The 24,859-nt window shown below is 63.3% G+C and carries 21 protein-coding genes; 2 read left to right on the top strand and 19 right to left on the bottom strand.

The genetic code is table 11. The annotated features are described in order from the left end of the window. Positions 1 to 31 precede the first annotated feature (31 nt). Complete coding sequence (locus tag ACWHY3_RS18275) at positions 32 to 1,408, bottom strand: glutamine synthetase family protein (RefSeq protein ID WP_448127196.1); 1,377 nt, start codon at positions 1,406 to 1,408, stop codon at positions 32 to 34. A gap of 244 nt (positions 1,409 to 1,652) precedes the next feature. Between ACWHY3_RS18275 and ACWHY3_RS18270 the strand changes: the two genes are divergently transcribed. Then, entirely contained in the window at positions 1,653 to 2,405 is a 753-nt protein-coding gene (locus tag ACWHY3_RS18270; protein WP_448127195.1) for a gamma-glutamyl-gamma-aminobutyrate hydrolase family protein, read from the top strand. Between the two features lie 125 nt (positions 2,406 to 2,530). On the opposite strand, the gene ACWHY3_RS18265 is transcribed toward ACWHY3_RS18270, so the two are convergent. The 10 genes from ACWHY3_RS18265 to ACWHY3_RS18220 all read right to left on the bottom strand — a co-directional run bounded on the left by ACWHY3_RS18265 (position 2,531) and on the right by ACWHY3_RS18220 (position 14,529). After that, on the bottom strand, positions 2,531 to 3,844 hold the full coding sequence (locus ACWHY3_RS18265; protein WP_303855272.1) for an NAD(P)/FAD-dependent oxidoreductase: 1,314 nt from the start codon (positions 3,842 to 3,844) through the stop codon (positions 2,531 to 2,533). 46 nt (positions 3,845 to 3,890) lie between these two features. Beyond that, positions 3,891 to 4,961: a polyamine ABC transporter substrate-binding protein gene (locus tag ACWHY3_RS18260; protein WP_448127194.1), complete on the bottom strand. Its 1,071-nt coding sequence runs from the start codon at positions 4,959 to 4,961 to the stop codon at positions 3,891 to 3,893. A 54-nt stretch (positions 4,962 to 5,015) separates the two neighbouring features. Then, entirely contained in the window at positions 5,016 to 6,380 is a 1,365-nt protein-coding gene (locus tag ACWHY3_RS18255) for a glutamine synthetase family protein (RefSeq protein WP_087720782.1), read from the bottom strand. 66 nt (positions 6,381 to 6,446) lie between these two features. Beyond that, entirely contained in the window at positions 6,447 to 7,514 is a 1,068-nt protein-coding gene (locus tag ACWHY3_RS18250; RefSeq protein WP_448127193.1) for an ABC transporter substrate-binding protein, read from the bottom strand. Positions 7,515 to 7,567: 53 nt separating this feature from the next. Then, entirely contained in the window at positions 7,568 to 8,383 is an 816-nt protein-coding gene (locus ACWHY3_RS18245) for an ABC transporter permease (protein WP_303855276.1), read from the bottom strand. Then, positions 8,380 to 9,303, bottom strand: a complete 924-nt coding sequence (locus ACWHY3_RS18240) for an ABC transporter permease (RefSeq protein WP_448127185.1) — start codon at positions 9,301 to 9,303, stop codon at positions 8,380 to 8,382. Before ACWHY3_RS18240 ends, ACWHY3_RS18245 begins: the two co-directional genes overlap by 4 nt. Positions 9,304 to 9,311: 8 nt before the next feature. Beyond that, the gene (locus tag ACWHY3_RS18235; RefSeq protein ID WP_448127192.1) at positions 9,312 to 10,451 is read right to left on the bottom strand and encodes an ABC transporter ATP-binding protein; all 1,140 of its coding nucleotides are present in this window, start codon (positions 10,449 to 10,451) and stop codon (positions 9,312 to 9,314) included. A 29-nt stretch (positions 10,452 to 10,480) separates the two neighbouring features. Next, complete coding sequence (locus ACWHY3_RS18230; RefSeq protein WP_448127191.1) at positions 10,481 to 11,773, bottom strand: NAD(P)/FAD-dependent oxidoreductase; 1,293 nt, start codon at positions 11,771 to 11,773, stop codon at positions 10,481 to 10,483. 516 nt (positions 11,774 to 12,289) lie between these two features. Beyond that, the gene (locus tag ACWHY3_RS18225) at positions 12,290 to 13,609 is read right to left on the bottom strand and encodes an APC family permease (RefSeq protein ID WP_322528288.1); all 1,320 of its coding nucleotides are present in this window, start codon (positions 13,607 to 13,609) and stop codon (positions 12,290 to 12,292) included. 107 nt (positions 13,610 to 13,716) lie between these two features. Continuing rightward, entirely contained in the window at positions 13,717 to 14,529 is an 813-nt protein-coding gene (locus ACWHY3_RS18220) for a carbon-nitrogen hydrolase family protein (RefSeq protein ID WP_448127190.1), read from the bottom strand. A 132-nt stretch (positions 14,530 to 14,661) separates the two neighbouring features. Here ACWHY3_RS18220 and ACWHY3_RS18215 point away from each other — a divergent pair, with 132 nt between their 5' ends. Next, a complete protein-coding gene (locus ACWHY3_RS18215) occupies positions 14,662 to 15,483 on the top strand; it encodes a response regulator transcription factor (RefSeq protein WP_448127189.1) in 822 nt (273 codons plus the stop codon). A gap of 144 nt (positions 15,484 to 15,627) precedes the next feature. Here ACWHY3_RS18215 and ACWHY3_RS18210 read toward each other — a convergent pair whose 3' ends face one another. The 8 genes from ACWHY3_RS18210 to istA all read right to left on the bottom strand — a co-directional run bounded on the left by ACWHY3_RS18210 (position 15,628) and on the right by istA (position 24,370). Continuing rightward, positions 15,628 to 16,659: an aspartate carbamoyltransferase gene (locus ACWHY3_RS18210; protein ID WP_448127188.1), complete on the bottom strand. Its 1,032-nt coding sequence runs from the start codon at positions 16,657 to 16,659 to the stop codon at positions 15,628 to 15,630. A gap of 242 nt (positions 16,660 to 16,901) precedes the next feature. Continuing rightward, a complete protein-coding gene (locus tag ACWHY3_RS18205) occupies positions 16,902 to 17,618 on the bottom strand; it encodes a M48 family metallopeptidase (protein ID WP_322528284.1) in 717 nt (238 codons plus the stop codon). Further along, positions 17,615 to 19,624: a type I restriction endonuclease subunit R gene (locus ACWHY3_RS18200; protein WP_448127187.1), complete on the bottom strand. Its 2,010-nt coding sequence runs from the start codon at positions 19,622 to 19,624 to the stop codon at positions 17,615 to 17,617. The genes ACWHY3_RS18205 and ACWHY3_RS18200 overlap by 4 nt, the downstream gene beginning before the upstream one ends. Beyond that, on the bottom strand, positions 19,545 to 20,156 hold the full coding sequence (locus tag ACWHY3_RS18195) for an ABC transporter substrate-binding protein (protein WP_448127186.1): 612 nt from the start codon (positions 20,154 to 20,156) through the stop codon (positions 19,545 to 19,547). Before ACWHY3_RS18195 ends, ACWHY3_RS18200 begins: the two co-directional genes overlap by 80 nt. Before the next feature lie 53 nt (positions 20,157 to 20,209). Then, positions 20,210 to 21,025, bottom strand: a complete 816-nt coding sequence (locus ACWHY3_RS18190) for an ABC transporter permease (protein WP_303855276.1) — start codon at positions 21,023 to 21,025, stop codon at positions 20,210 to 20,212. Next, positions 21,022 to 21,945 (bottom strand): ABC transporter permease, encoded by a 924-nt coding sequence (locus ACWHY3_RS18185; RefSeq protein WP_448127185.1) that lies wholly within the window; start codon positions 21,943 to 21,945, stop codon positions 21,022 to 21,024. The genes ACWHY3_RS18190 and ACWHY3_RS18185 overlap by 4 nt, the downstream gene beginning before the upstream one ends. 8 nt (positions 21,946 to 21,953) lie before the next feature. Beyond that, positions 21,954 to 22,811: an ATP-binding protein gene (locus tag ACWHY3_RS18180; protein WP_448127184.1), complete on the bottom strand. Its 858-nt coding sequence runs from the start codon at positions 22,809 to 22,811 to the stop codon at positions 21,954 to 21,956. 14 nt (positions 22,812 to 22,825) lie between these two features. Beyond that, positions 22,826 to 24,370 (bottom strand): IS21 family transposase, encoded by a 1,545-nt coding sequence (gene istA / locus ACWHY3_RS18175; RefSeq protein WP_011783772.1) that lies wholly within the window; start codon positions 24,368 to 24,370, stop codon positions 22,826 to 22,828. Positions 24,371 to 24,859 lie beyond the last annotated feature (489 nt).

The following is a 24,859-nucleotide window of genomic DNA, read 5'->3' as shown; positions in this document are numbered from 1 at the left end:
CTGGCGGTTCGCCGATGTGACGCTCCACGGGTCAGACGTGGCGCAGGTACCAGTCGTACTCGAGCCGGCTGACCACCTGCATGGCGGATGCCCGCTCGGCACGGCGGTTCGCCAGGAACACTTTCAGGAAGTCCTGGCCGAGCGCCTCGTTCAACACCTCGGACCGCTCGAGCAGCTCCAGCGCCCGAGACCAGCTGTTGGTCAGTACCGGGTCGAACTGCTCGTAGGCATTGCCGGTGACGATTTCCTCGGGGGAGATCCGGTTGGCGATGCCGTGAATGACCGAAGCGAGCAGGGTGGCCAGCAGCAGGTAGGGGTTGGCATCGGCGCCGCCGACACGATGCTCGATCCGCCGTGCGGCATTGGGCCCGGAGGGAATGCGCAGGGCCACGGAACGGTTGTCGAAGCCCCAGGTCGGCGCCATGGGAACATAGAGCCCCGGCTGAAAACGGCGGAAGGAGTTGAGGTTCGGGGCCATCAGGGCGACCGATTCCGGCATCAGCCTGAGCAGGCCGCCGATGGCGTGGCGCAGCATCTCGGTGCCCAGCGGATTCTCGTCGGCGGCGGCAAAGACGTTGCGACCGTGGGCATCGAGCAGGCTCATGTGGACATGCATGCCGTTGCCGGCTTCCGCGTCGTAGGGCTTGGCCATGAACGTCGCTTCGAAGCCGTGGTTGACGGCGATGCCCTTGATCAGGCGCTTGAGCAGCACCGCGCTGTCGCACGCCTTGAGCACGTCGCTGCCGTGTACCAGGTTGATCTCGAACTGCCCCGGGGCGCACTCCTTCAGCGCCGTGTCCAGCGGGAGGTTCTGGATGGCGGCCGCGGCCTGGATGTCGCCCAGGAACCCGGCGTACTCGTCGAGCTCCGAAATCGAATACACCTGGCTCGTGGTCGCTCGTTCGCCGGTTTCCGGCGAGCGGGGCGGCTGCACCCGGCCCAGGTCGTCCCGCGTGCGATCGACGATATAGAACTCGAGCTCCAGCGCGACGACGGCCGTGTACCCCATCGCCTCGAGGCGCTGAACCTGCTGCGCGAGGACGTTGCGCGGGTCGGCGAAGAAGGGGCCGTCGTGCTCGTTGCGCATGGCCATCAGCAGCTGTCCCTGATGGCCATCCCGCAGCCAGGGCGTCGGCATCAGGGTGCCGGGAATCGGGCGGCAGACCTGGTCGCAGTCGCCGATGTCCAGGCCCAGGCCGGTCTCCTCGATCGTGTTGCCGGTGATATCCAGCGCGAAGACCGAGCCGGGGAGATTGATGCCGTTGACGTAGGCCTTTTCGAGATTTTCCCGGGGAATCCGCTTGCCGCGCAGCACGCCATTGAGGTCGCTCAGCAGCAGATCGATGCTATCGATAGCGGGGTGACGCGCCAGGAAGTCACGAGCCTCGTCGACGGGAAGGGAGGACATGATGTCACCTGCGATCGTTTATTATGGTCGTTGATAGTGTTCCGCCTGCCCGGTATTGTTGTCAAATTATTTACGGATTATTCGCTTCGCTTCCAAGTAAGATTCAAGCTGTTTTATAAATAAGTTTATGAATTTGAATGGATGTTAAGCGAATTTATCGTTTTCCATGACCGGTGCGTGGCAAGAAAGGCAGGCCATCACCTGTTGATAAAAACACAACGGATTCCGGTTCCGAGGAGGCATCATGCAGAAGCGTCCCCTGGTTGGTGTCATTGCCTGCCGTCGTGAGGTGGAAGGCCACCCCGCCCACATGGTCACCGACAAATATCTCGGCGCGCTGCGCGAGTACGGGCTGGAGCCGGTCATCCTGCCGGTCTGGCGCGACGGTGACGCTGCCGCTGCCGGCGCGCTGCTGGATCGTCTCGACGGCCTGATGCTGACCGGCAGCTACACGAACGTGCTGCCGAGTCGATACGATGCGGCGCGGGCGCCGGAAAACACCCGGGACGACCTGGATCGCGATCACGCCGCCATGCTCTGGGTGCCGCTGGCGCTGGAGCGGCGCCTGCCGCTGCTGGGGATCTGCCGCGGCTTCCAGGAGTTCAACGTGGCCCTTGGCGGCACGCTGCATCAGGCCGTCCAGCGTGTGCCCGGGCTGATGGATCACCGCGAGCCGGAAGGGTCGAAGGCACAGCAATATGCGCCGAGCCACGAGATCGACATCCGGCCCGGCGGCCGCCTGGCCAGCCTCTACGGCGAGCGCGAGGAAGGGCTGAAGGCGCGGGTCAACTCGCTGCATCAGCAGGGCATAGACCGGCTGGCGGAGGGCCTGTTCGTGGAGGCGGTGGCCCCGGACGGTCTGGTCGAGGCGGTTTCCCTGCCGGATGCCCCCGGCTTTACCCTGGCGGTGCAGTGGCACCCGGAATGGGAGCCCCGGCAGCATGCGCTCTACGATGCGATCTTCCAGGGGTTCGCCCGCGCCTGTCAGCCGCAGTGACGGGCGCTGCCTGCGCTCGCCCGCATCTGGATTTTGACCTTCCCGTGCGCCCTGTCGGCGCCTGATGCCAAGGAGCTAGATGCCACGGAATCTAGATGACGAGAAACCTCGAGATGACGAGAAACCTAGATGCCGAGCCGGTCGCGTGTCTCGTAGTACCAGGCGCCCAGCGCCGATAGCGGCACGCGCAGCATGCGGCCGCCGGGGAACGGCTGGTGCGGCAGGCCGGCGAAGGCGTCGAATCGCTCGTCACGTCCGGTCATCACCTCGCTGATCAGGCGGCCGGCGAGGTGCGTGCAGGTCACGCCGTGGCCGGAGTAGCCCTGGGCGTAATAGACGTTGTCGTTGATGACCCCGAACTGCGGCAGCCGGTTCAGCGTCATCAGGAAGTTGCCGCTCCAGGCGTAGTCCACCTTGATGTTTTCGAGCTGGGGGAACGTCTTGAGCATCTTGGGACGGATGACGCCTTCGATATCGGCCGATCCTTCGCTGCCGTAGTTCACGCCGCCGCCGTACAGCAGCCGGTTGTCGCGCGTCAGGCGATAGTAGTCGAGCAGGTAGTTGCAGTCCTCCACTGCCATGTCGTTGGGCAGCAGGCTCCGTGCGAGCTCTTCGCCGAGAGGCTCGGTGGTGATGATCTGCGTCCCGCAGGGCATGGATTTTCGCTCGAGCTCCGGCATCACGCCGCTCATGTAGGCATTGCCGGCCATGACGACGCGGTCGGCCCTGAGGGTGCCGCCGGCGGTCTTCAGCGTGACCGGGGCGCCATGCTCGAGGGACAGGACCGGGCTCTGCTCGTAAATCACGCCGCCCAGCGATTCCAGGGCGGCTGCCTGGCCCAGCGCCAGGTTCAGCGGATGAAGGTGGCCGCCGGAGTGATCGATCAGCACGCCGGTATAGCGGTCGCTGCCGACCTCACGTTGGTAGGCGTCGCCTTCCAGCAGTTCGAGCTGATCGTTGCCGTAACGCTGCCACAGCGCCTGATGATGCCTCAGGGCTTCGAGCTGCTTGGCGTTGCAGGCGGCGAACAGGTTGCCGTTGCGCAGGTCGCACTGGATGCCGTAGGTCGCGATGCGCTCGCGGATCACCCGGTTGCCCTCGAACGCCATGTCGCCCAAAGCACGAGCCGTCTCGACGCCGTACTTGTCTTCGATCACGTCCATGTCGCGGCTGTAGCTGTTGACGATCTGGCCGCCATTGCGCCCCGAGGCGCCATAGCCGACGCGCGCGGCTTCCAGCACGATCACCTTCAGGCCTTTCTCGGCCAGATGCAGCGCCGACGACAGGCCGGTGAATCCGGCGCCCACCACGCACACGTCGCAGCTGACATCGGTCGACAGCGCCGGGCGCGCCGGCGCGGCATTGGCCGAGGCCGCATACCAGGAAGCGGGATATTCGAGGGCTGACGGCGGGTGTTTCATGTCGGAAGGCGCGGCCATCCTGGTCTCCATGAATGAAAGGACGAAAGGGAGGAACGAAGGCCGATCAGCGAGACCGGGCTTCCGACCACAACTGCTGCAGCAGCTGCAACTGCTCGCCGTCGACGGAGGGCGTCAGCGACAGCCGGGAGCGGGTGTCGGCATCGGGCATCACCGGCGGCTCGCGCAGTGCGGCGGTCAGCATCGGCTGTGCCGCGGCGTTGGGCGAGGTGTACAGGTTGTAGTTGGAGAGCTGGGCCGCGACGTCGGGGCGCAGCAGATATTCGATGAATTTGCGCGCGCTCTCCGGATGGGGCGCCCGGGCCGGGATGGCCATCACGTCCACCCAGCGCTGCGAGCCTTCCCTGGGCACGAAGAAGCCGATATTGCCGTAGAGTTCCGGGTCTTCGTTTTTCTTGCTGGCCAGGTCGCCGTTGTAGGCGACGCCGGCGTGGATGACGCCGCTGGCGATCTGCTCGATGGCGGCGGTGGCGTCGACGAAACCGACGAAGTTGTCCCGGGCGCGGGTGGCGATGACCAGCTTCGCCGCCTCGACCCATGGCGCTTGCCCGACGCAGTCGAACCCTTCGCCCTGATAGGCGCAGATAGTGGAGAAGGTGAACTGGGCATCACCCTTGAGCAGGGCAAAGGGATAATCGGTATTGACGTCGGGATCGTACAGCAGCCCCCAGCTGGGGTCCGGGTCGGGGAAGGTGTCGGTGTTGTAGACGATGCCGGTCACGCCCCACTGATACGGCACGGTGTAGGCGTCTTCCGGATCGTAGGCCGGGTGGCGGAAATCCGCCATGATATTGTCGATGCCTTCCAGTGCCTGGTCGTCCGGTGCGAGGGGCTGGATCAGACCCGCCCCGATGAGGCGCGGCACGAAGTAATCCGACGGGATGACGATGTCGTACTGGGCGTCGCCGCCGGCGTTCAGCTTGGCCAGCATCTCGGCGTTGGAGTTGTAGTAGTTCTCCACCACGTCGATGCCGGTTTCGGCCTCGAAATTCGCGATGATCTCCGGATCCATGTACTCGGTCCAGTTGAACAGGTTCAGCTGTGGCCGAGCGTCCGCCAGGGCGCCGCCGCTCATCACTCCCGCTGCCATCAAGACCGCCCAGCGCTTCGTTTTCATGGTGCCTCCTGGTTGCCTGTCCGTCGTCTCGCGAATCGTCGTCACGGCCCGGGATCAGACCCGCAGCAGCAGATGTTCGCGTTCCCATGAGCTGATGACGCGGAAGTACGCGCGGTGTTCCGTGTGCTTGACGGCGAGATAGCTGTTGGTGAAGCGTTCACCGAGGATCTCCGCCAGGGCGGTACACTCCCGCATGCGATCCAGAGCCGGGCCGATGTCGTCCGGCAGCTTGTTGCCGCTGGCCCAGGCCGAACCGACCATCGGCGGGCGCGGTTCTATCTGGCCGAGCATGCCGAGATAGCCGCAGGCCAGCGAGGCGGCCAGCACCAGATAGGGGTTGGCGTCGGCCCCGGGCAGCCGGTTCTCGACCCGGGTCGCCGCCGGGGTGGAAACGGGCACCCGCAGGCCGACGGTGCGGTTGTCCGTGCCCCAATCGACGTTGATCGGCGCCGAGCCGCTGGCCTCGTGGCGAAGCAGGCGACGATAGGAGTTCACGTTGGGCGCCAGCAGCGGCATGGCGGCCGGCAGATAGCGTTGCAGGCCGCCGATGAAATGGTGGAACAGGGTGCTGGTCTGGCCCTCTTCACCGGCAAACAGGTTGTTGCCCTGGGCGTCGACCAGGCTCTGGTGAATGTGCATCGAGCTGCCCGGCTCGTTGGCCATCGGCTTGGCCATGAAGGTCGCGTACATGCCGTGGCGCAGCGCCGTCTCCCGGAGGACGCGCTTGAACATGACCACCTGGTCCGCCAGCGCCAGCGGGTTGCCGTGCTGGAAGTTGACTTCCATCTGGCCGGCGCCTTCTTCGTGGATCAGCGTGTCCAGGTCGAGATGCATTGCCTCGCAGTAGTCGTACATCTCCTCGAACAGCGGATCGAACTCGTTGACCGCGTCGATGGAGAACGACTGACGGCTGCTCTCCTGGCGCCCGGTGCGACCGATCGGCGGCTCGAGAGGGTAGTCGGAGTCGATGTTGGTCTTGACCAGATAGAACTCGACCTCGGGGGCGACCACCGGGCGCCAGCCTCGCTGTTCGTAGAGTTCCAGAACGCGCTTCAGCACGTGGCGGGGCGACAGGTCGACCGGCTCGCCCGTCAGGTAGTAGCAGTCGTGGATGATCTGGGCGGTGGGGTCTTCCGCCCAGGGCACCAGAAAGGCGGCATTGGGGTCGGGCACCAGCTCCATGTCCCGTTCGGCGGGATTCCAGAAGCGGATGTCTTCGTCGTCCGGGTAACCGCCGGTGACGGTCTGGATGAAGATGGAGTCCGGCAGTCGCGGCCGCCCTCCGTTGAGATACTTGCTGGCCGGCATGATCTTGCCCTTGAGAATGCCGGTGAGATCGGTCACCAGACTCTCGACTTCGGTAATGCCGTGCTGCTGAAACCAGTCCTTGAGCGGTGACGATTCCTGGTGGTGACTCATGAGCGTGTCCCGTGTGGTGTCTCTTGGCAGCCGGGCGCAGCAGCCTGCCGCGCCCGGCCGCTGCCGTTATCGGGCCTGGACTTCGGACCAGAGCTGCTGGAACGTCTGTAGCTGCTCGCCCTCGAGGCTGGGCGTGAAACGCAGACGCTTCATCTCTTCCTCGGTGGGCTGGGCGGGGGGCTGCTTCAGCGCTTCCTCGAGATAAGGCTCGGCCGCTGCATTGGGGCTGGCGTAGTAGTTGTAGTTGGACAGCTGGGCGCCGATCTTCGCGTCCAGGATGAAGTCGATGAACTTGTGGGCCAGATCCGGGTGCGGCGCACCGGAGGGAATCATCATGGAATCCACCCACATTTCGGCGCCTTCGTCGGGGATCGTGAATGCCAAATGCTCGAAGGCTTTCGGATCCTCCCCCTTGAAGTAGAGATAGTCGCCGTTGTAGGACATGCCCACGTGAGTCACGCCTCGGGCCAGCTGCTGTAGCGCCGGGGTGCCGTCGGTGAAGCCGGAGAAGTTGTCGCGGCTCTTGGTCTCGATCATCAGCTTGGCGGCCTCGCGCCAGCTGTCCAGCGTGTCGCAGTCATAGGGCTTGCCCAGCGCGCCACAGGCGGCGCCGATGGCCACCTGGCCGTCACCCATGATGGCGAACGGATAGTCGGGATTGACCTTCGGATCGAACATCAGCGACCAGCTGTTGGGAGCGTCCGGGAAGGTATCGGTGTTGTAGACCATGCCCGTCGTGCCCCACTGGTAGGGCGCGGAGTATGCGGAGCCCGGATCGAAGCTCGGGTCCTTGAACTGCTCCTTGACGTTGGCAAAGTTGGGAATCTTCGCGTGGTCGAGCTTCTGGACCAGGCCCGTCTCGATCAAGCGCGGCACGTAGTAGTTGGAGGGGACGATGATGTCGTACTGGGACGCGCCGCCCGCGTTCAGCTTGGCGAACATCTCCGGCAGCGAGTTGTAATAGTTCTGCACCACCTCGACGTCGTACTTCTGCTCGAACGCCGTGATGATCTCGGGGTCCATGTACTCGGTCCAGTTGAACAGATAGAGCTTCTCTTCCGCGGCCTGTGCGCCGGTTCCCAATAGCAGGCTGCAGAAGGCAACGGCGGCGGCAGTCTTGGTGTGCTTCGACATGGGCTTTTTTCCTTGTTGTCTCTTCAGTGTTTACCCGTGCGCGGGCTCTCTGGTCAGGATTGACGTTTGCGACTGTGCTGGTTTTTACGGCTGAACAACAGGCTGATCGCGGCGGCTATCGCTACCGCACCGATCATCAGCGTGGCGATGGCATTGATCTCGGGCGACACGCCTTTCTTGATCGCGCCCCAGATGTAGATCGGCAGCGTGGCGCTCTCCGGCCCCGCCGTGAAGAAGCTGATCACGAAGTCGTCCACCGACAGCGTGAAGGAGAGAAAGAAGGCGGATATCAGCGCCGGCTTGATGGTCGGCAGCATGAAGTGGACGACGCGTTTGACGGGCGTGGCGTAGAGATCCTTGGCCGCTTCGAACAGCGTCGGGTCGAGTCCGACGAAGCGTGAATAGACGATCAGCGCGACGAACGGAATCTGGAAGGTCACGTGGGCGATGACCATGGTCCCGAGCCCCGGCTGGAGCAGCCCGGTCAGCCGATGGAACTGGACGAAGAAGGCCATCTCGGAAATGCCGAAAACGATGTCCGGCAGCACGATGGGCAGGTAGATCAGCACGATCAGCCAGCCGAGCTTGCGGTGGCGGTGACGATACATGCCGTAGCCGATCAGGCAGCCGATGACGAGCGCGATGACCGACGAACAGATCGCCAGGATCAGAGTGTTGCCGAAGGCGGCCATGATCTGCTCGTTGCCGAGCAGCTGGTGATACCAGCGCAGCGACAGGCCGGTCATGCTGGCGGCGCTGTTGGAGGCATTGAAGGAGAACAGCACCACCACGGCCAGCGGCAGGTACAGGAACACCAGCGTGATCCACCAGAAGGCCGTCAGGCCGCGCTTGAGGGTTCGCTTTCTCATATCACCACCTCCTCGCCGCCACCCAGGCGCTTGCCGATGCGCCGCATCGCGAACAGCCCGATGAAGGTCGCGATCAGCATCAGGATCGCGCCGGCCGCGCCCAGCGGCCAGTTGGAACCGCCGGAGAACTGGGTAGCGACCAGATTGCCGAGCATCATCGCCTTGCCGCCGCCGAGCAGCTCCGGAATGACATACATGCCGAAGGCGGGAATCGCGACCAGCACGATTCCGGCCAGCAGCCCCGGTAGCGTCTGCGGGAAGACGGCGTGCCAGAACGTCCGTGTCGGCTTGGCGTAGAGATCCTGCGCCGCTTCGACCTGGGCGGTATCGAGCTTCTCGAAGGCGGCGTAGAGCGGCAGCACCATGAAGGGCAGGAAGTTGTATACCAGCCCCAGCGTCACCGCGAAGTTGGAGGGATACAAACCCATGTTGGGGGAAATGAAACCGAGTACTTCGGCCGCGTTGGAGAGCGGCGTGCCGGGCGCCAGCAGGTTCATCCAGCCGAAGGTGCGAATCACCTGGTTGGTCCAGGAGGGCACCACCACCAGCAGGAGCATGATCGGCCGCCACTTCGCCCGGCAGGTCGTGATGTAGTAGGCGAGCGGATACGCCACCAGCACCACCAGCCCGGTCGCGACCAGGGTCTGCCACAGCGAGCGCAGCAGGGTATAGAGATTGCCCGGGCTCCAGCCCAGGAAGCCGACCCCGGCCAGCTGCTTGAACGAGTTCAGCGACAGCGGCATCTGCGGCAGGCCGTAGGGGCCGTTGGACATGAAGGCAACGGCCATCAGGTAGAGGCTTGGCAGCACCAGGAAGATGACGATCCAGAGGGCACCCGGCGCCACCGTGAACAGGAGATGACGCGCTTCGCGGACCATGCCCTGGCTGCGTCCCATTACCGCAATATTGTTCGTCGACATGTCGGGTCTCACTCGCTCAGCGTCACGAGGTCTTCCGGGGCGACGACGACCGTCACCTCGTCCCCCACGTCCGGTAGCCGCCTGCCACGGTTGTTGACGGTAGCCTGCAGCGTCGTGTCCGCGATACTGATGCGAAATTCCGCATGGCTTCCGCGATAGAGCCGTTCCGTGATGGTGCCGGGCAGATGGTTGGGGCCTTCGACGTGGCCCGGTTCGAGATCCAGCGTTTCCGGGCGCATCAGCACCAGCTCGCCCTTGCTGTCCCCGTCCATCTGCAGCGTGCCGATTTCCGTGCTCAGGCGCGAGCCGTCGCGGCGATGGATCCGATACAGGTTGCCATGTCCCATGAAGCGGGCCACGAAGGCGTTGGCAGGGCGCTCGTAGACCTCCTGGGGCGGGCCGACCTGCTGGATGTGGCCGTCGTCGAGCACGGCGATGCGGTCCGACATCACCATCGCCTCGTCCTGGTCATGGGTGACGAACACGAAGGTCATGCCGAGCCGCTTCTGGACTCGCAGCAGCTCGACCTGCAGCTGGCTGCGCAGGCCGGCATCCAGCGCTGAAAGCGGTTCGTCCAGCAGCAACACGTCGGGTTCGCAGACCAGGGCCCGCGCCAGGGCGATGCGCTGGCGCTGACCGCCGGACAGCTGATCGATACGGCGGTCGACCAGATCTCCCAGCTGGATGAACTGGGCGATCTCCGCCACCTTGGCTTCACGCGCCTTGGCCGCGACGCCGCGCATCTTCAAGCCGAACGCCAGGTTTTCCCGCACCGACAGATGGGGAAACAGCGCGTAGGACTGAAAGACCGTGTTGACGCTGCGCTGATGCGGCGGAGTATCGATGACATCCTTGCCCCCGATCGTCAGCTGGCCGTCATCGGCCTCTTCCAGCCCGGCGAGGATACGCAGCAGCGTCGTCTTGCCACATCCGGACGGCCCCAGCAGGGTGAAGAATTCGCCGGCGTGGATGTCCAGGTCGACCCCCGCCAGTGCAATGGCATCGCGTCCGAACTGCTTGCGCAATCCCTGCATCCTGATCGAGGAAGCGCCGCGCTTGCCTCTCGCCGCCGCATCTGCCGCCGCCACGCGAGTCTCCTCTCGATCCAGGCGCTCGGTGGTGTTCACGGCGTTCGTCAAATCGGTCATTGGGCACTCCTCGTCGTGCTTGCCGCTCGTCACAGCCGGTCGCGAAGCTTGTAGAAATTGGTTGCCAGTACCAGCAGGGGAGTCCGTAACCACCGCCCCCCCGGGAACATCCGGTGGGGCATGGCGGAAAAGATGTCGAAGCGCTCGCTCTGCCCGGCAATGGTCTCGGCCAGCAGCTTGCCGGCCAGCCCCGCCAGCGCCATTCCGTGGCCAGAGTAGCCCTGGGCATAGAAGACATTGGGCGCCAGCCGGCCGAAATCCGGCGCGCGATTCATCGTGATGGCCACGTCTCCCCCCCAGCGATATTCGATGTCGATCTCTTTCAGCACCGGGAACAGACGCCGTATCTTGGCGTCGGTACGCGCTTCCAGACCTCGTGGCGGGCGGCCGTCGTAGCTCACCTCCCCGCCATAGATCAGGCGTCTGTCTCCCGACAGACGATAGTAATCGAGTACGAAGTTGGTGTCCGACAATGCATCGTTTCGGGGGAGAACCTGGGCGGCCTGCTGCTCGCTCATGGGCGCGGTGGCGATCATGTAGTTGGCCGCTCTCATGATGCGCCCGCTCATCTGGGGCACCAGGCGGTCGCCGTAGGCGTTGGTGGCGATGACCACGTGATCGGCCACGACCCGGCCGCGTTCGGTGACGACGGTGGCCTGCTTGCCGTGCCGGATATCGACCACGGGGCTGAACTGATGAAGGATCGCTCCGGCTTGCTGGGCGGCCCGGGCCAGGCCGAGCGTGTAATTGAGGGGATGCAGATGGCCGGCTTCGCGCTCCCAGAGCGCCGCCGGGTAGGCGTCGGTGACGACGTGCTCGCGTAGCGCGCCGCCTTCCCGCCACTCGAGCCCGTGATAGTCGAAGTCGCGGGCCATCCGCTCCTGCCACTGCCGGAGTTCGACGACGTGCCGAGGCTTGACCGCCGCGTGGAGATAGCCCCAGGACATCTCGCAGGGAATCTGGTGTTGCTCGACGAGGTGGGCGGTCAGCCTGACGGCTTCGCGACTCATTTCCCAGATATCGCGGGCGGCGGACCGACCCAGGGCGTTTTCGACGGTACGTATGTCGGTGCCCAGGCCCGGCAGTATCTGCCCGCCGCTGCGCCCGGAGGCACCGTGCCCCACGTTCAGCGCTTCGAGCAGGATGACGCGATATCCCTGCTGCGCCAGATGCAGCGCGGCGGAGCAACCGGTAACGCCCGCGCCGATCACGCAGACATGGGCCCGATGATCGCCCTCCAGCGGGAGCGCTGGCTCGAGCTCGACGGCGATGGAGTCCCGGTACCAGGAGGCGGTTGTCGCCGACGACGAATAAACTGTCATAGGAAGTCCGTCTTGGGTTGCGCGCTGCGCTTGTAATTGTTGATTCTGCCATGTCGCAGAGTGACGTGGCTCGCTCAGTGTGTCATCAATCCCGTGGTCGATGTCAACTATTTAGTAACACCATTTCCTGCCGGACGACGTGAATCCCGGTAGCCACGCAGCTCTTTTCGCTGCCCTTTTTCCTGCCGAATGCGCGATGGAAAACCCGGTTTATCGCCGTTTAATGCCTGATTATTCACAATGTTACAGTCGGATCCGGCGTCGGTCTGGCTTATCCCGCAGCGGAAAATCAAGAACGCCGGATACTGGCTGGATGATGGAATATTCGACAGGATGACGGTTCGTGTCGTGTTCGGGGCCGCGTCATTTCGACGGGTGAAGGTGAGGCGGATAGTGAGGCGGGGCTGGCGCGAGGAGATTGCGAGAAGAGTGCGAGATATCGACGTTCGACGGATGCCGGAGAACGGATTCCCGCACCCGGCGAGAACCCATTCCCAATTTTCAGAAGATGCTGCTTCACGCGTCGATATGCAACTCCGGCGTGGGTCGTCGGAAGCCACGGGTCAACCAAAGCAGCCATGCCAATCCCATCAAGAGCCACAGCGAGCCAAGCGTGACGGCTTTGTGATCGAGGCTGAACAGCAGCCACACGATCGCGCCGAGTCCGATCGCCGGACATACCAGATAGCGAAGTGTGTCGCCCAGGCTGCGGCGGCCGCCCTTGAGGTAGTAATGGAAGATCACCGCCAGGTTGACCAGGGCAAAGGCCAGAAACGCGCCGAAGTTGATGAACGAGGCCGCAGAAAGCACATCCATCGTCAGCGCCAGCAAGGCCACCACGGCGCTCAGAAGCAGCCCGCCCAGTGGCGTTCCATGACGACCCAGACGGCCGAGCCAGCGGCGCGGTAACACATCGTCGCGGCCCATGGCGTAGATCAGGCGTGCACCGCTGGCCTGGGCGGCGATGCCCGAGGCGAACTGACCAACGACCAATCCGATCAGGAAAATCGACACGAACACGTCACCGCCGATATTGCGCGCGATGGTGTAGGCGGCGGCGTCCGGATTGGCGAAGTCGAAGCCCGGCGCCGCGAGCTGGACGCAGTAGGAGACGACGATGAAGATCAGCCCGCCCAGCAGCGTGATCAACAGGATCGCCCGGGGCAGCGTGCGCTCGGGATCCTTGGTTTCCTCCGTCAGCGTGGTCACGGCATCGAAGCCGAGAAACGAATAGCAGGCGACGGCCGCACCGGCCATCAGTATCGGCAGCGAGGCATTGTCGCTACCCAGGAAGGGAGTAAGGCTGAACAGTGGCTGGGTCGGGTCGCCGAGAAGGTAGCGCAGGCTGAGGCCGACGAAGGCGACCAGCACCAGCATCTGGATCAGCATCATGGCGCTATTGACCAGGCTGGCCAGCTTCAGTCCCAGCACGTTGATCACCGTGGTCACGCCGATGAACGCCAGCAGCCATAGCGCCGTCGGGATGGTCGGGAAGGCGGAGTTCAGATAGGCCGCCCCGATCAGCCAGATCACCATCGGCAGGAACAGATAGTCGAGCAGAATGGCCCAGCCAGCAAGGAATCCCAGCCGATCATCGATGGCGTGACGAACGTAGGCGTAGGCAGAGCCGGCGACGGGATAGGCGGCGGCCATGCGGCCATAGCTGTGGGCGGTGAACAGCATCGCCACCAGCGCAGCGAGATAGGCGCCTGCCACTGCACCCTGGGTGACCACCGCCAGCACCCCGAAAGTGCCGAGCACGATGATCGGGGTCATGTAGGCCAGGCCGAACAGCACGACCTGGGATAGGGTAAGGGTCTTCTTCATTTCCGACATTGTCATGTCCTGTTGTGGTTGTTTTACGAAGTGTGGTTGTTTTACGAATCGTGGTCGTTGCGGCTAGCAGCAGTCGTCGTGATGAACGCAGGGAGCCGGTTCGGCGTTCAGTCGAAATGCCAGCTGCGCCGCGAGCCCTGGGTTTCAAGATGCCCTCTGAGGCTTAGACGTCGATCCTCTGCGTAGTGGTAGTCCTGTTTGGCACTGGAGAGGCGCGCCGGGTCCAGATGCAGCGCTTGAACGGTCTCCTCGCGACCGGCTCGGAACAGGGTGTCGCCATCGGGGCCGATCAATGCGCTCTCGCCAGCGAAGGTGAGCCCGGCGCCCTGACCGGCTCGGTTGCTCATGGCGAGGAAACACTGGTTTTCCTGGGCTCTGGTCTGAGCGGCACGAGCATGTACGGGGCCGTAGGGATCCATGTTGCCGTTGGTCACCACCAGCAGGTCGGCACCCATGGTTGCCAGCGCGCGGGCCGGCTCGGGGAATTCCAGGTCGTAGCAGATCAACAGGCCAATGCATCGGCCGCGCCATTCGAGACAATGAAACGCATCGCCTGGCTGAACCAGCGTGCGTTCGTCCGGCCACAGGTGGGTCTTGCGGTAGCGTAGTGCGATACCGTCTTCGGGCGTGATCAGCACGGTAGTGTTGAACACGGTCTCGCCCTCTCGCTCCAGCAGGCCGATGGCGATCGCCAGATCGCGATCGCGACCGGCCTCGATCAATGCCTCGAGTTCCGGCCCGTCGAGCGTCAGGGCACGATCGAACACATGCTCAGGTTCGGCAAAGCCACTCAGATGCGTTTCGGGAAAGACGATCAGCGCGGTATCGTCGTCGACGGCATGAACGACCTCGAGCGCTCGGGTGAGGTTGTGCTCGATTTCGCCTTCACGGCTGGCGAGTTGTGCCAGGACAAGCTGCATGGAACACTCCGGGAAGTTGTGATTGGAACGGGAGCTGATGGCTTTCAGTATCCCCAATCTCGCGCCACTGCCTATCCCGCAAGCGGGGTAACCCGATTGGGGGATTCGGCTTGGCTTGAAAGAGAAAAAAAGATGACCCAACGAGCTCGGCCGGAGACAGGCTCAGTTGAGATGACCTCGCTGGAAAGCCTGGAGTGGCATCGCGCCTTCGGCCAACTGGCGGAGAACGTGGACCGTGCCGGCTTCTGGCTGGCTCTCGTCCGGCGGCTGACGAGGGAAGTGCATTTCGACACCTGGGTGGCGCTGGTCTTCGACCGCCAGAAGCCACCCCGTATCCTCGCCGAAAGCGACGAGGACGACGGTGCCGACGACGCGCTGTTTCAGGACTATCAGCGTGGCCTGTATCTGCTCGATCCGTTCTACATCGATGCCTGCGAGCGCGACCGTTGCGGCCTGTTCACGCTGGCCGAAGTGGCGCCGCAGCACTTCACTCGCACCGAGTACTATCAGCGCTATTTCCAGCGCAACATCGTCGCCGACGAGATCCACTTCAATCAGACGCTGGATGATCGCCGGATATTGTGCCTGTCGCTGGGCTCGACTCGCCCATTTTCCCGGGAGGCGCTGGGCAGTCTCGCCTTGATGCAGCCGTGGCTACTGGCGCTGATGCGGCTTCGCATGCATTTCGAGCCGGAAGAAGATGGTGCTTCCGGGCCACATCCGTGGCATCCGCAACCGGACAAGGAGCTTGACTTCGATTCACGCTACGCCTTGACCGAGCGTGAGCGCGAAGTCAGCCAATTGATGCTGGGTGGCAGCTCGACCAAGGAGATTGCCCGCCGTCTGGCAATCTCGATCGAGACGGTGCGCGCCCACAAGAAGCATCTCTACGCCAAGCTGGGTGTCAGCTCCCAGTCGGAGCTGTTTTCGCTATTCTGGCAGGCGCGCCGTTAGGCTTGCCTCAAAAGTGCTGCGCTCGTCCATGCGGTGTTAAAAATGAGCTCAAAGTACTCATTTACAACCCGTAAACTCCGCCTTCTCGCTCATTTTCGCCTTGCCTGGCCATCGCTCGCCAACTTTTCAGGCGAAGCCTAAGCTCTAGAAGCTGGCGTCGTCGACACCGAAGCTGGGCGGCACGAACCAGCGTACGTCACGCAGATCCTGTTCGATCAGGTCCTCGACCTGCAGCAGGTGGGCGAAGATCGCCATGCGCATGGGGATGCCGTTGTCGGTCTGGCGGAAGATCGCCAGGCGCGGGTCGCCGTTCAGGTCGGTGCTGAGATCGTTGGCGCCGGGTCGGCTGTCACGCGGCAGTGGGTGCATGACGATGGTGGTCGGCGAGCAGCGGCGATCGAGGAAGCCGCGATCGACGACGAAATCCGAGGTCAGCTCGGCGAAGCTCTCCGACATCTCCGCGGTGAAGCGCTCGCGCTGGATGCGAGTGGCGTAGATCACGTCGACATCATCGAAGTTCTCCGCCAGATTGGGGCGCGTTTCGATGCGATGCCCGCGCGAGGCGACCAGATCGATCAGGTGCTGCGGCATTTCCAGCCCCGGCGGCGAGACCAGCGTGATCCGCAGCGGTTCGTAGAGCGACAGCAGCTTGATCAGCGAGTGCACGGTGCGGCCGTATTTCAGATCGCCGGTCAGCAGCAGGTGGGCGCCGGCTAGCGGCTTGCCCAGCCGCGCGAACTCCTTGGTGATGGTGTAGACGTCCAGCAGCGCCTGGCTCGGGTGCTCGCCGGGGCCATCGCCACCGTTGATCACCGGCACCTGGGTCGCTTCGGCGAATTCCGCCACCGAGCCCTGCTCGGGGTGGCGCATGACGATGGCGTCGACATAGCCGCCCATGACGCGGCTGGTGTCGTAGAGCGATTCCCCCTTGGCCATCGAGGAGAAGGTGAAGCCGGTGGTGTCGCAGACGCTGCCGCCGAGCCGGCAGAAGGCGGCGTTGAAGCTGATGCGGGTTCGGGTGCTGGCCTCGAAGAAGAGGTTGCCGAGCACGGCGCCTTCGAGCACGCGGGTCACCTTGCGCCGCTGGGCGATCGGCTCCATGCGCTCGGCAATGCGGATCAGGTGGTCGACGGCGTCACGGGAGAGCGAGTCGACGGAAAGCAGGTGCGCGGGCATCGGGAAACCTCGTTGGCGGCAGGTGGCGAAATCGGGCTGGCCGAGCGTAGCGGCCTCGGTCGGGCGCTCGGTCGGGCGATAGTGTAGCGCCGTGCGCGGCTCGCTTCACGCGTGGCGATTCCGCATCGTAGGGAGCGGAATTAGCACCACCGTCTTCAAAATGACGCTTCAGGGCAAACATTGGAGCGGGCCTTGGCAGGTAAATCCTGAGCACGTATCGAAGACTCCGCTAACTGTCGCTTTCAGGCCATAGCTTGCTCCAATCGCTGCTTACGCCGCTCCCAGTCCGGCATGATCTTATCTAGGAGCTCATAGAATGCCGGGCCATGATGAGGCTCGGCCATGTGGCAGAGTTCGTGGGTAATCACATAGTCGATGGAATCGACCGGGGCCTGAACCAGGCGGCGATTGAGCAGCAGGCGACCGGCAGGAGACATGGAGCCCCAACGCTGCTGTGTCTGGCGCACAATGAGCCCCTGCGGCCGGAATGCCTGAGGCGCCGGAAAGCGGGCGAGGCAATGTTCGAGCCGCTCCGGGAACTTGAGGTGCGCCCGATCCCGGTACCAGGCCTCGACCAGTTCGCGTGTCGTCTCGGGGCTGTAGGGGCGAGGGGTCTGTACGACGATGAACCCTCGGATCAGCGTCACACGCTTTTGCGTATGCGGGATCACTTTCAGGCGATACTGTCGTCCGAGGTAGAGGTGCGTCTCACCGGCGAGATACTGCCGCTCGGGTGTCCGCGGCAGGAACTGTGAGAAATAGCGCTGTTGCCGCATCACCCAGGCGGCTCGCTTGCGCAGCCTGGCTTCGATGGCCTCCAGCGGTGTCTCAAGGGGGGCTGCGACCGTCACCGAGGCATCCGGCTCTACAGCGATTTCGAGCGTCTTTCTGGGCCGCCGGACGATCTCGTAGTGAATGTTCTGTGCTCCGTAGCGCAGGCAGTGCCGTTCCCGAGTCATGCGGTGAATCTGGCGCGGGCGAGGTTCATGATCTTCTGCTCCAGGTCGTCCAGCACCTCGACCGGCAGATCGACGCCCTTCTGGTCGCGGATGACATCGAAGAAGTAGTCGTCGATGGCGTTGCGTAGATCGTTCTGCGCCATCTCGTTCGACCACAGGTCGACGATCAGATGTGACTTGATGATCTCGATGATGTCCAAGGAGATGATGGCCGCTTCGTCGCCCGCCACCGTCGCCTCGTCCCGGGTCTGGAGTTGGCCGTCGAGAATACCGAAGAACGCCTGCCCATCCTCATCGCCTTTGAGGCGCTCCGGCACGTGATGGCCGCGCTCCTTGCGCGCTATCTGGCTCGCCAGCTTTACCACGCTCCGCAGGTACTCACGTTCGGAGAGCCGCTGCTCGCGATAGGCGCGGATCGTCTCTTCGAGCAGCTCCGAGAAACGTTTGTAAAAGGTAGGGTCCTCATCCATGTTCTCGGTGATCGCCCGCCGGGTGGCACTGGAAATGCGGTCGGCCTTCGAGGCTTCCGAGACACCGGTTTCCTCGACCACCGCCTTCAGCGCATCGGGATCGTTGATGTTGACCACATCGATGATCGTCTCGGCGGGCATCGCCACGACATGATCGTCGAGTAGCTTCTGGATCTTGGGCTCGAACTCGCGGATATCGACCGTTTCCTGATAGCGGATCTGGACCGAGCGCTTGAGTTCCGAGAACTGCTGCCAGTCGCGCTTTAGGGCGTCCACTTTATTCTGGTCGAAGACGTCGAGCAGCTTGTCCGACGACAGCGCAATATGCAGGCAACGGCTGAAGGCGCTCAGGCGCGCGTAGAAGTCCTGGCGGCGCGCTTCGTCGGCGAGATGGCGCTCGAACTGCTCCATGTCGCGCTTGTTGCGCACCGGCTTGAACAGATCCCACAGCTGATCGTGACGCTGAGGCAGCTTGCGGATCTCCTCGCGGACATCGTGCACCGTCCCAGTGAGGTCCGCCGCTTCATAGCCCTCGAAGGCGTTGTAGGTGGTCAGCGCGCTGTCGAGCTCGCCGAGCAGGCCTTCGTAGTCGATGACGAAGCCGAATTGCTTCTCCGTATACCCTTCCTCGAAGAGTCGGTTCACGCGCGCGATGGCCTGCAAAAGATTGTGCTCCTTGAGCGACTTGCAGACATAGAGCACGGTATTGCGCGGTGCATCGAAGCCGGTGAGCAGCTTGGAGACCACGATCAGGATTTCCGGATCGCCCGAGCCTTTGAAGGCCTCGACGATCTCGCGATTGTAGGCCTCCTCGGTTTTGTACTGCGCCATCATCTTCGCCCAGAAGTCGCGCACGAGATCTCGGGCGTCCTGGTCGATCTCTTCGTGACCCTCGTTGTCGTCCGGCGGCGAGATGACGATGGCGCTCGAGACATGACCGATCTCGTCGAGCACTGCCTTGAAGCGAACGGCCGCAGCCTTCGACGGCGCGACGATCTGCGCCTTGAAGCCGGTTCCCTGCCAGTGCTGGCGATAGTGTTCGGAGATGTCGAACGCCTTGGCGCGGATTGCCTGCTCGGTTTTGTTCAGTGCATCCATGCGCGAGAACTTGCGCTTCAGATCGCGGCGCTGATCCTCGCTCAAACCAACGCTGATCTTGTCGAACCAGCGGTCGATCACCTGCCCCGAGACCTGCTGCTCGACCAGCCTGCCCTCGTAGAGCAGCGGCACCACGGATTCGTCGGCTACCGCTTCGTCGATGCCATAGCGGTGGATCAGCCGACCGAAGGTCTGTAGCGTGTTTTTCTCTTTCTTCAGCAGCGGCGTACCGGTGAAGCCGAGATAGCAGGCGCGGGGCAGCAGCCGACGCATCTTGGCGGCAAACTGGCTATGCCCGCCGTAGCGGCCGGTCTGGGTGCGGTGGCTTTCGTCGACCAGCACGAAGATGTTGGGATCGTCATCCGGCGGCTGATTTTGCTTCAGCGCGGTATCGAACTTGTTGATGATCGTGGTGATCAGTGGCGTCTTGTCGCGCACGAGTTCGAGCAGATGCGCACCGGTCGTCGCCCATGATGGCGAACGGATAGTCGGGATTGACCTCCGGGTCGAACATCAGCGACCAGCTGTTGGGAGCGTCCGGGAAGGTGTCGGTGTTGTAGATCATGCCTGTCGTGCCCCACTGGTAGGGCGCGGAGTATGCGGAACCCGGGTCGAAGCTCGGATCCTGGAACTGCTCCTTGACGTTGGCAAGGTTGGGAATCTTCGCGTGGTCGAGCTTCTGGACCAGGCCCGTCTCGATCAAGCGCGGCACGTAGTAGTTGGAGGGGACGATGATGTCGTACTGGGACGCGCCGCCCGCGTTCAGCTTGGCGAACATCTCCGGCAGCGAGTTGTAATAGTTCTGTACCACCTCGACGTCGTACTTCTGCTCGAACGCCGTGATGATCTCCGGGTCCATGTACTCGGTCCAGTTGAACAGGTAGAGCTTGTCTTCCGCGGCTTGCGCGCCGGTTCCCAATAGCAGGCTGCAGAAGGCAACGGCGGCGGCAGTCTTGGTGTGCTTCGACATGGGCTTTTTTCCTTGTTGTCTCTTCAGTGTTTACCCGTGCGCGGGCTCTCTGGTCAGGATTGACGTTTGCGACTGTGCTGGTTTTTACGGCTGAACAACAGGCTGATCGCGGCGGCTATCGCTACCGCACCGATCATCAGCGTGGCGATGGCATTGATCTCGGGCGACACGCCTTTCTTGATCGCGCCCCAGATGTAGATCGGCAGCGTGGCGCTCTCCGGCCCCGCCGTGAAGAAGCTGATCACGAAGTCGTCCACCGACAGCGTGAAGGAGAGAAAGAAGGCGGATATCAGCGCCGGCTTGATGGTCGGCAGCATGAAGTGGACGACGCGTTTGACGGGCGTGGCGTAGAGATCCTTGGCCGCTTCGAACAGCGTCGGGTCGAGTCCGACGAAGCGTGAATAGACGATCAGCGCGACGAACGGAATCTGGAAGGTCACGTGGGCGATGACCATGGTCCCGAGCCCCGGCTGGAGCAGCCCGGTCAGCCGATGGAACTGGACGAAGAAGGCCATCTCGGAAATGCCGAAAACGATGTCCGGCAGCACGATGGGCAGGTAGATCAGCACGATCAGCCAGCCGAGCTTGCGGTGGCGGTGACGATACATGCCGTAGCCGATCAGGCAGCCGATGACGAGCGCGATGACCGACGAACAGATCGCCAGGATCAGAGTGTTGCCGAAGGCGGCCATGATCTGCTCGTTGCCGAGCAGCTGGTGATACCAGCGCAGCGACAGGCCGGTCATGCTGGCGGCGCTGTTGGAGGCATTGAAGGAGAACAGCACCACCACGGCCAGCGGCAGGTACAGGAACACCAGCGTGATCCACCAGAAGGCCGTCAGGCCGCGCTTGAGGGTTCGCTTTCTCATATCACCACCTCCTCGCCGCCACCCAGGCGCTTGCCGATGCGCCGCATCGCGAACAGCCCGATGAAGGTCGCGATCAGCATCAGGATCGCGCCGGCCGCGCCCAGCGGCCAGTTGGAACCGCCGGAGAACTGGGTAGCGACCAGATTGCCGAGCATCATCGCCTTGCCGCCGCCGAGCAGCTCCGGAATGACATACATGCCGAAGGCGGGAATCGCGACCAGCACGATTCCGGCCAGCAGCCCCGGTAGCGTCTGCGGGAAGACGGCGTGCCAGAACGTCCGTGTCGGCTTGGCGTAGAGATCCTGCGCCGCTTCGACCTGGGCGGTATCGAGCTTCTCGAAGGCGGCGTAGAGCGGCAGCACCATGAAGGGCAGGAAGTTGTATACCAGCCCCAGCGTCACCGCGAAGTTGGAGGGATACAAACCCATGTTGGGGGAAATGAAACCGAGTACTTCGGCCGCGTTGGAGAGCGGCGTGCCGGGCGCCAGCAGGTTCATCCAGCCGAAGGTGCGAATCACCTGGTTGGTCCAGGAGGGCACCACCACCAGCAGGAGCATGATCGGCCGCCACTTCGCCCGGCAGGTCGTGATGTAGTAGGCGAGCGGATACGCCACCAGCACCACCAGCCCGGTCGCGACCAGGGTCTGCCACAGCGAGCGCAGCAGGGTATAGAGATTGCCCGGGCTCCAGCCCAGGAAGCCGACCCCGGCCAGCTGCTTGAACGAGTTCAGCGACAGCGGCATCTGCGGCAGGCCGTAGGGGCCGTTGGACATGAAGGCAACGGCCATCAGGTAGAGGCTTGGCAGCACCAGGAAGATGACGATCCAGAGGGCACCCGGCGCCACCGTGAACAGGAGATGACGCGCTTCGCGGACCATGCCCTGGCTGCGTCCCATTACCGCAATATTGTTCGTCGACATGTCGGGTCTCACTCGCTCAGCGTCACGAGGTCTTCCGGGGCGACGACGACCGTCACCTCGTCCCCCACGTCCGGTAGCCGCCTGCCACGGTTGTTGACGGTAGCCTGCAGCGTCGTGTCCGCGATACTGATGCGAAATTCCGCATGGCTTCCGCGATAGAGCCGTTCCGTGATGGTGCCGGGCAGATGGTTGGGGCCTTCGACGTGGCCCGGTTCGAGATCCAGCGTTTCCGGGCGCATCAGCACCAGCTCGCCCTTGCTGTCCCCGTCCATCTGCAGCGTGCCGATTTCCGTGCTCAGGCGCGAGCCGTCGCGGCGATGGATCCGATACAGGTTGCCATGTCCCATGAAGCGGGCCACGAAGGCGTTGGCAGGGCGCTCGTAGACCTCCTGGGGCGGGCCGACCTGCTGGATGTGGCCGTCGTCGAGCACGGCGATGCGTACCTGCTCGAACAGGCGCGGCACGCGCAAGTAGCGAACCGAGAGCCCTTGCCGGCAGGCCTGGTTGCCCAGGGCGCAGGCCAGCCAGGTCTTGCCGCAACCGGTCGGGCCGGTGATGCACAGGTTCAGGGATTGGCGGATCCAGTCACAGCTTGCCAGCCCCGCCATGCGGGAGCGCTCCAGCCCCCGTGGATGGCGGTAATCGACGTCTTCCACGCAGGCCGGGACCCGCAACCGGGCAGCCTTCAGCAGCCGATCCAGACGGCGATTTTCACGATGTAGCACCTCCCGGTCGATCAGCAAGGCCAGGCGTTCCTCGAACGCCAGGTCGTGGGTGTCGGGCTGTGCCCGCTGCTGCTCCAGGGCATCGCACATGCCGGTCAGTTTGAGTTGGCGCAGGGTGTCGAGGGTGTTTTGAGTCAACATCAGTTTCTCCGGGATCAGTGGTAGTAGCGGGGGCCGCGAACGTTGGTGTGTACTGGCAGCTCAGTCAGTTCCGACTCCTCCTCGGCCAGGGGTAACGGGAGCTGATCCAGCCCCTGCTTCAGGATCGAGCTGATGCTCTGGTAGCTGGCCGAGTTGATGGACAGCGCCCGTGCACAGGCCTGCTCCAGGCGGTCACGGCTGTAGCGCCGGCTCAGGTTCAACAGCCCCAGGCAGGCTCGGTAGCCATGTTCGGGGTGTGGGCGATCCTTGAGCTGGCGCTGAACCACATCGAGCGTGGCGGGACCGATGTCCGTGGCCCAGTTCAGGAACCGCCCGGGCGACCAGTTCTGATGGGCCTGATGGGACTTGGGCATGTGCTCGGTCAGGGTGACGAAGCGGCCCTTGCCATGCCGAGGGTGCAGGGCCACCCGCTGGCCTTTGTGCATGACCTCAACGGACGTATCGGTAACCCGAACATCTAGCTTCACCCCCACCAGGGCGTGAGGCACGCTGTACAGGCGTTTGTCGATCTCGATGTGGTAGTCGATGCCGGGTCGCGCCTTGCGCCACTCGGCATAGACGTAAGGTGTTGCAGGCAGAGGCCTCAGTGCTGGACGATCCAGGGCCTCGAACAGGCTCTGGCGGCTCTCGGAGCGTCCCTGGAACGGGCGCTGATTCAGGGCCGGTAACAGATCCGCAATGGCCGTATTCAGTTCGGCCAGGGAGAAGAACATCCGGTGCCGTAACCGGGCCAGTATCCAGCGCTCGACCAGCAACACCGCAGCCTCAGCCTTTGCCTTGTCCTTGGGTTTATAGGGCCGTGCTGGCAGTACCGCCGTCTGGTAATGGGCCGCCAGTTCCGCGTAGGTCTCATTGATCTGGGGCGTGTACCGATCCGCCTTGGTGACCGCCGCCTTGAGGTTGTCCGGAACCAGTAGTTCCGGCACCCCACCGTAGAACGCCAGCATCCGCTGGTGGGAGGCGATCCAGTCCGGCAGGGACTGGCTCCAGGTGGCCTCGGCGAAGGTGTAACTGGACGCACCCAGTACGGCCACAAAGACCTGGGCTTTACGCATCTCACCGGTGCTGCGGTCCACCACCGGCACAGTGGGCCCGCAGTAGTCGATAAAGACCTTCTCACCGGCCCGGTGGACCTGGCGCATGCTGCGCCGTTGTTGCCCCCGCCAGAGCCGGTAGTGGTGGCAGAACTGGCTGTAGCGGTAGGCCTTGTCACCGTGGCGTTCCACGTACTCGGCCCATAGCAGTTGCAGGGTGACGCCCTTGGTCTTTAGCTCCTGGAGGACCTGGAAGTAGTCGGGTTCAGCAAAGCGTGCGGGTGGCGTCCTGGCCGGGAACAGTAGCGATTCCAGCCGGACTTCATCCACACCCTCTGGCAGCGGCCAGGTAATACCCTGAACCTGGGCCAGGCTGACGTACTTGCCCACCACGCCCTTGGACAGGCTGCAGGCACGGGCAATGCGCTCGTGGCTCAGGCCCGCTTCGTACTTGAGGCGCAAGACCTCGATGATCTGTCGCATGGAAATCCTCGCAGCCGGCATCCGCTCTTCCTCGTCATGAAAAAGAAGCGGGTATGCCGGATAAAGTTGAAGAATTCCAGCGCTTTGGCAGTGATTCCGGAGGAACGTGACCGGTGGTTCCGGCATCGTGACCGGCGATTCCGGAAAACGACCCGAAATCGGTCACGATAAAACGGAATGAGCGGTCACGATCGCCCGGAACAGGCGGTCACGTTCAAACGGAATGGGTGGTCACGATGGGCCGGAATATGCAACATCGACTGTGTAGTGCGCCTGCGCAAGCCAGTCCGATATTTTTTTGGCAAGTACCGCATTGTCTTCGACAATCAGAATTTTCATTTGTAAGCGCCGTTTTTCGAGGTGGGAAAGTTTCGCCAGTCTGCCATGGATTGTACCAGTAACGGCAACTCCCCAGAAAAACAGCAACCCGTTAAAAATGGGGGGTTACCGGTCGACTTTTCAGTTTGATTTCAGTTGCACCGGGTAGCATCAATAATCGAGTCACGAACG

This window comes from Salinicola sp. NYA28a, from assembly GCF_976982775.1.
This window is presented reverse-complemented; position numbering and strand designations above follow the sequence as displayed.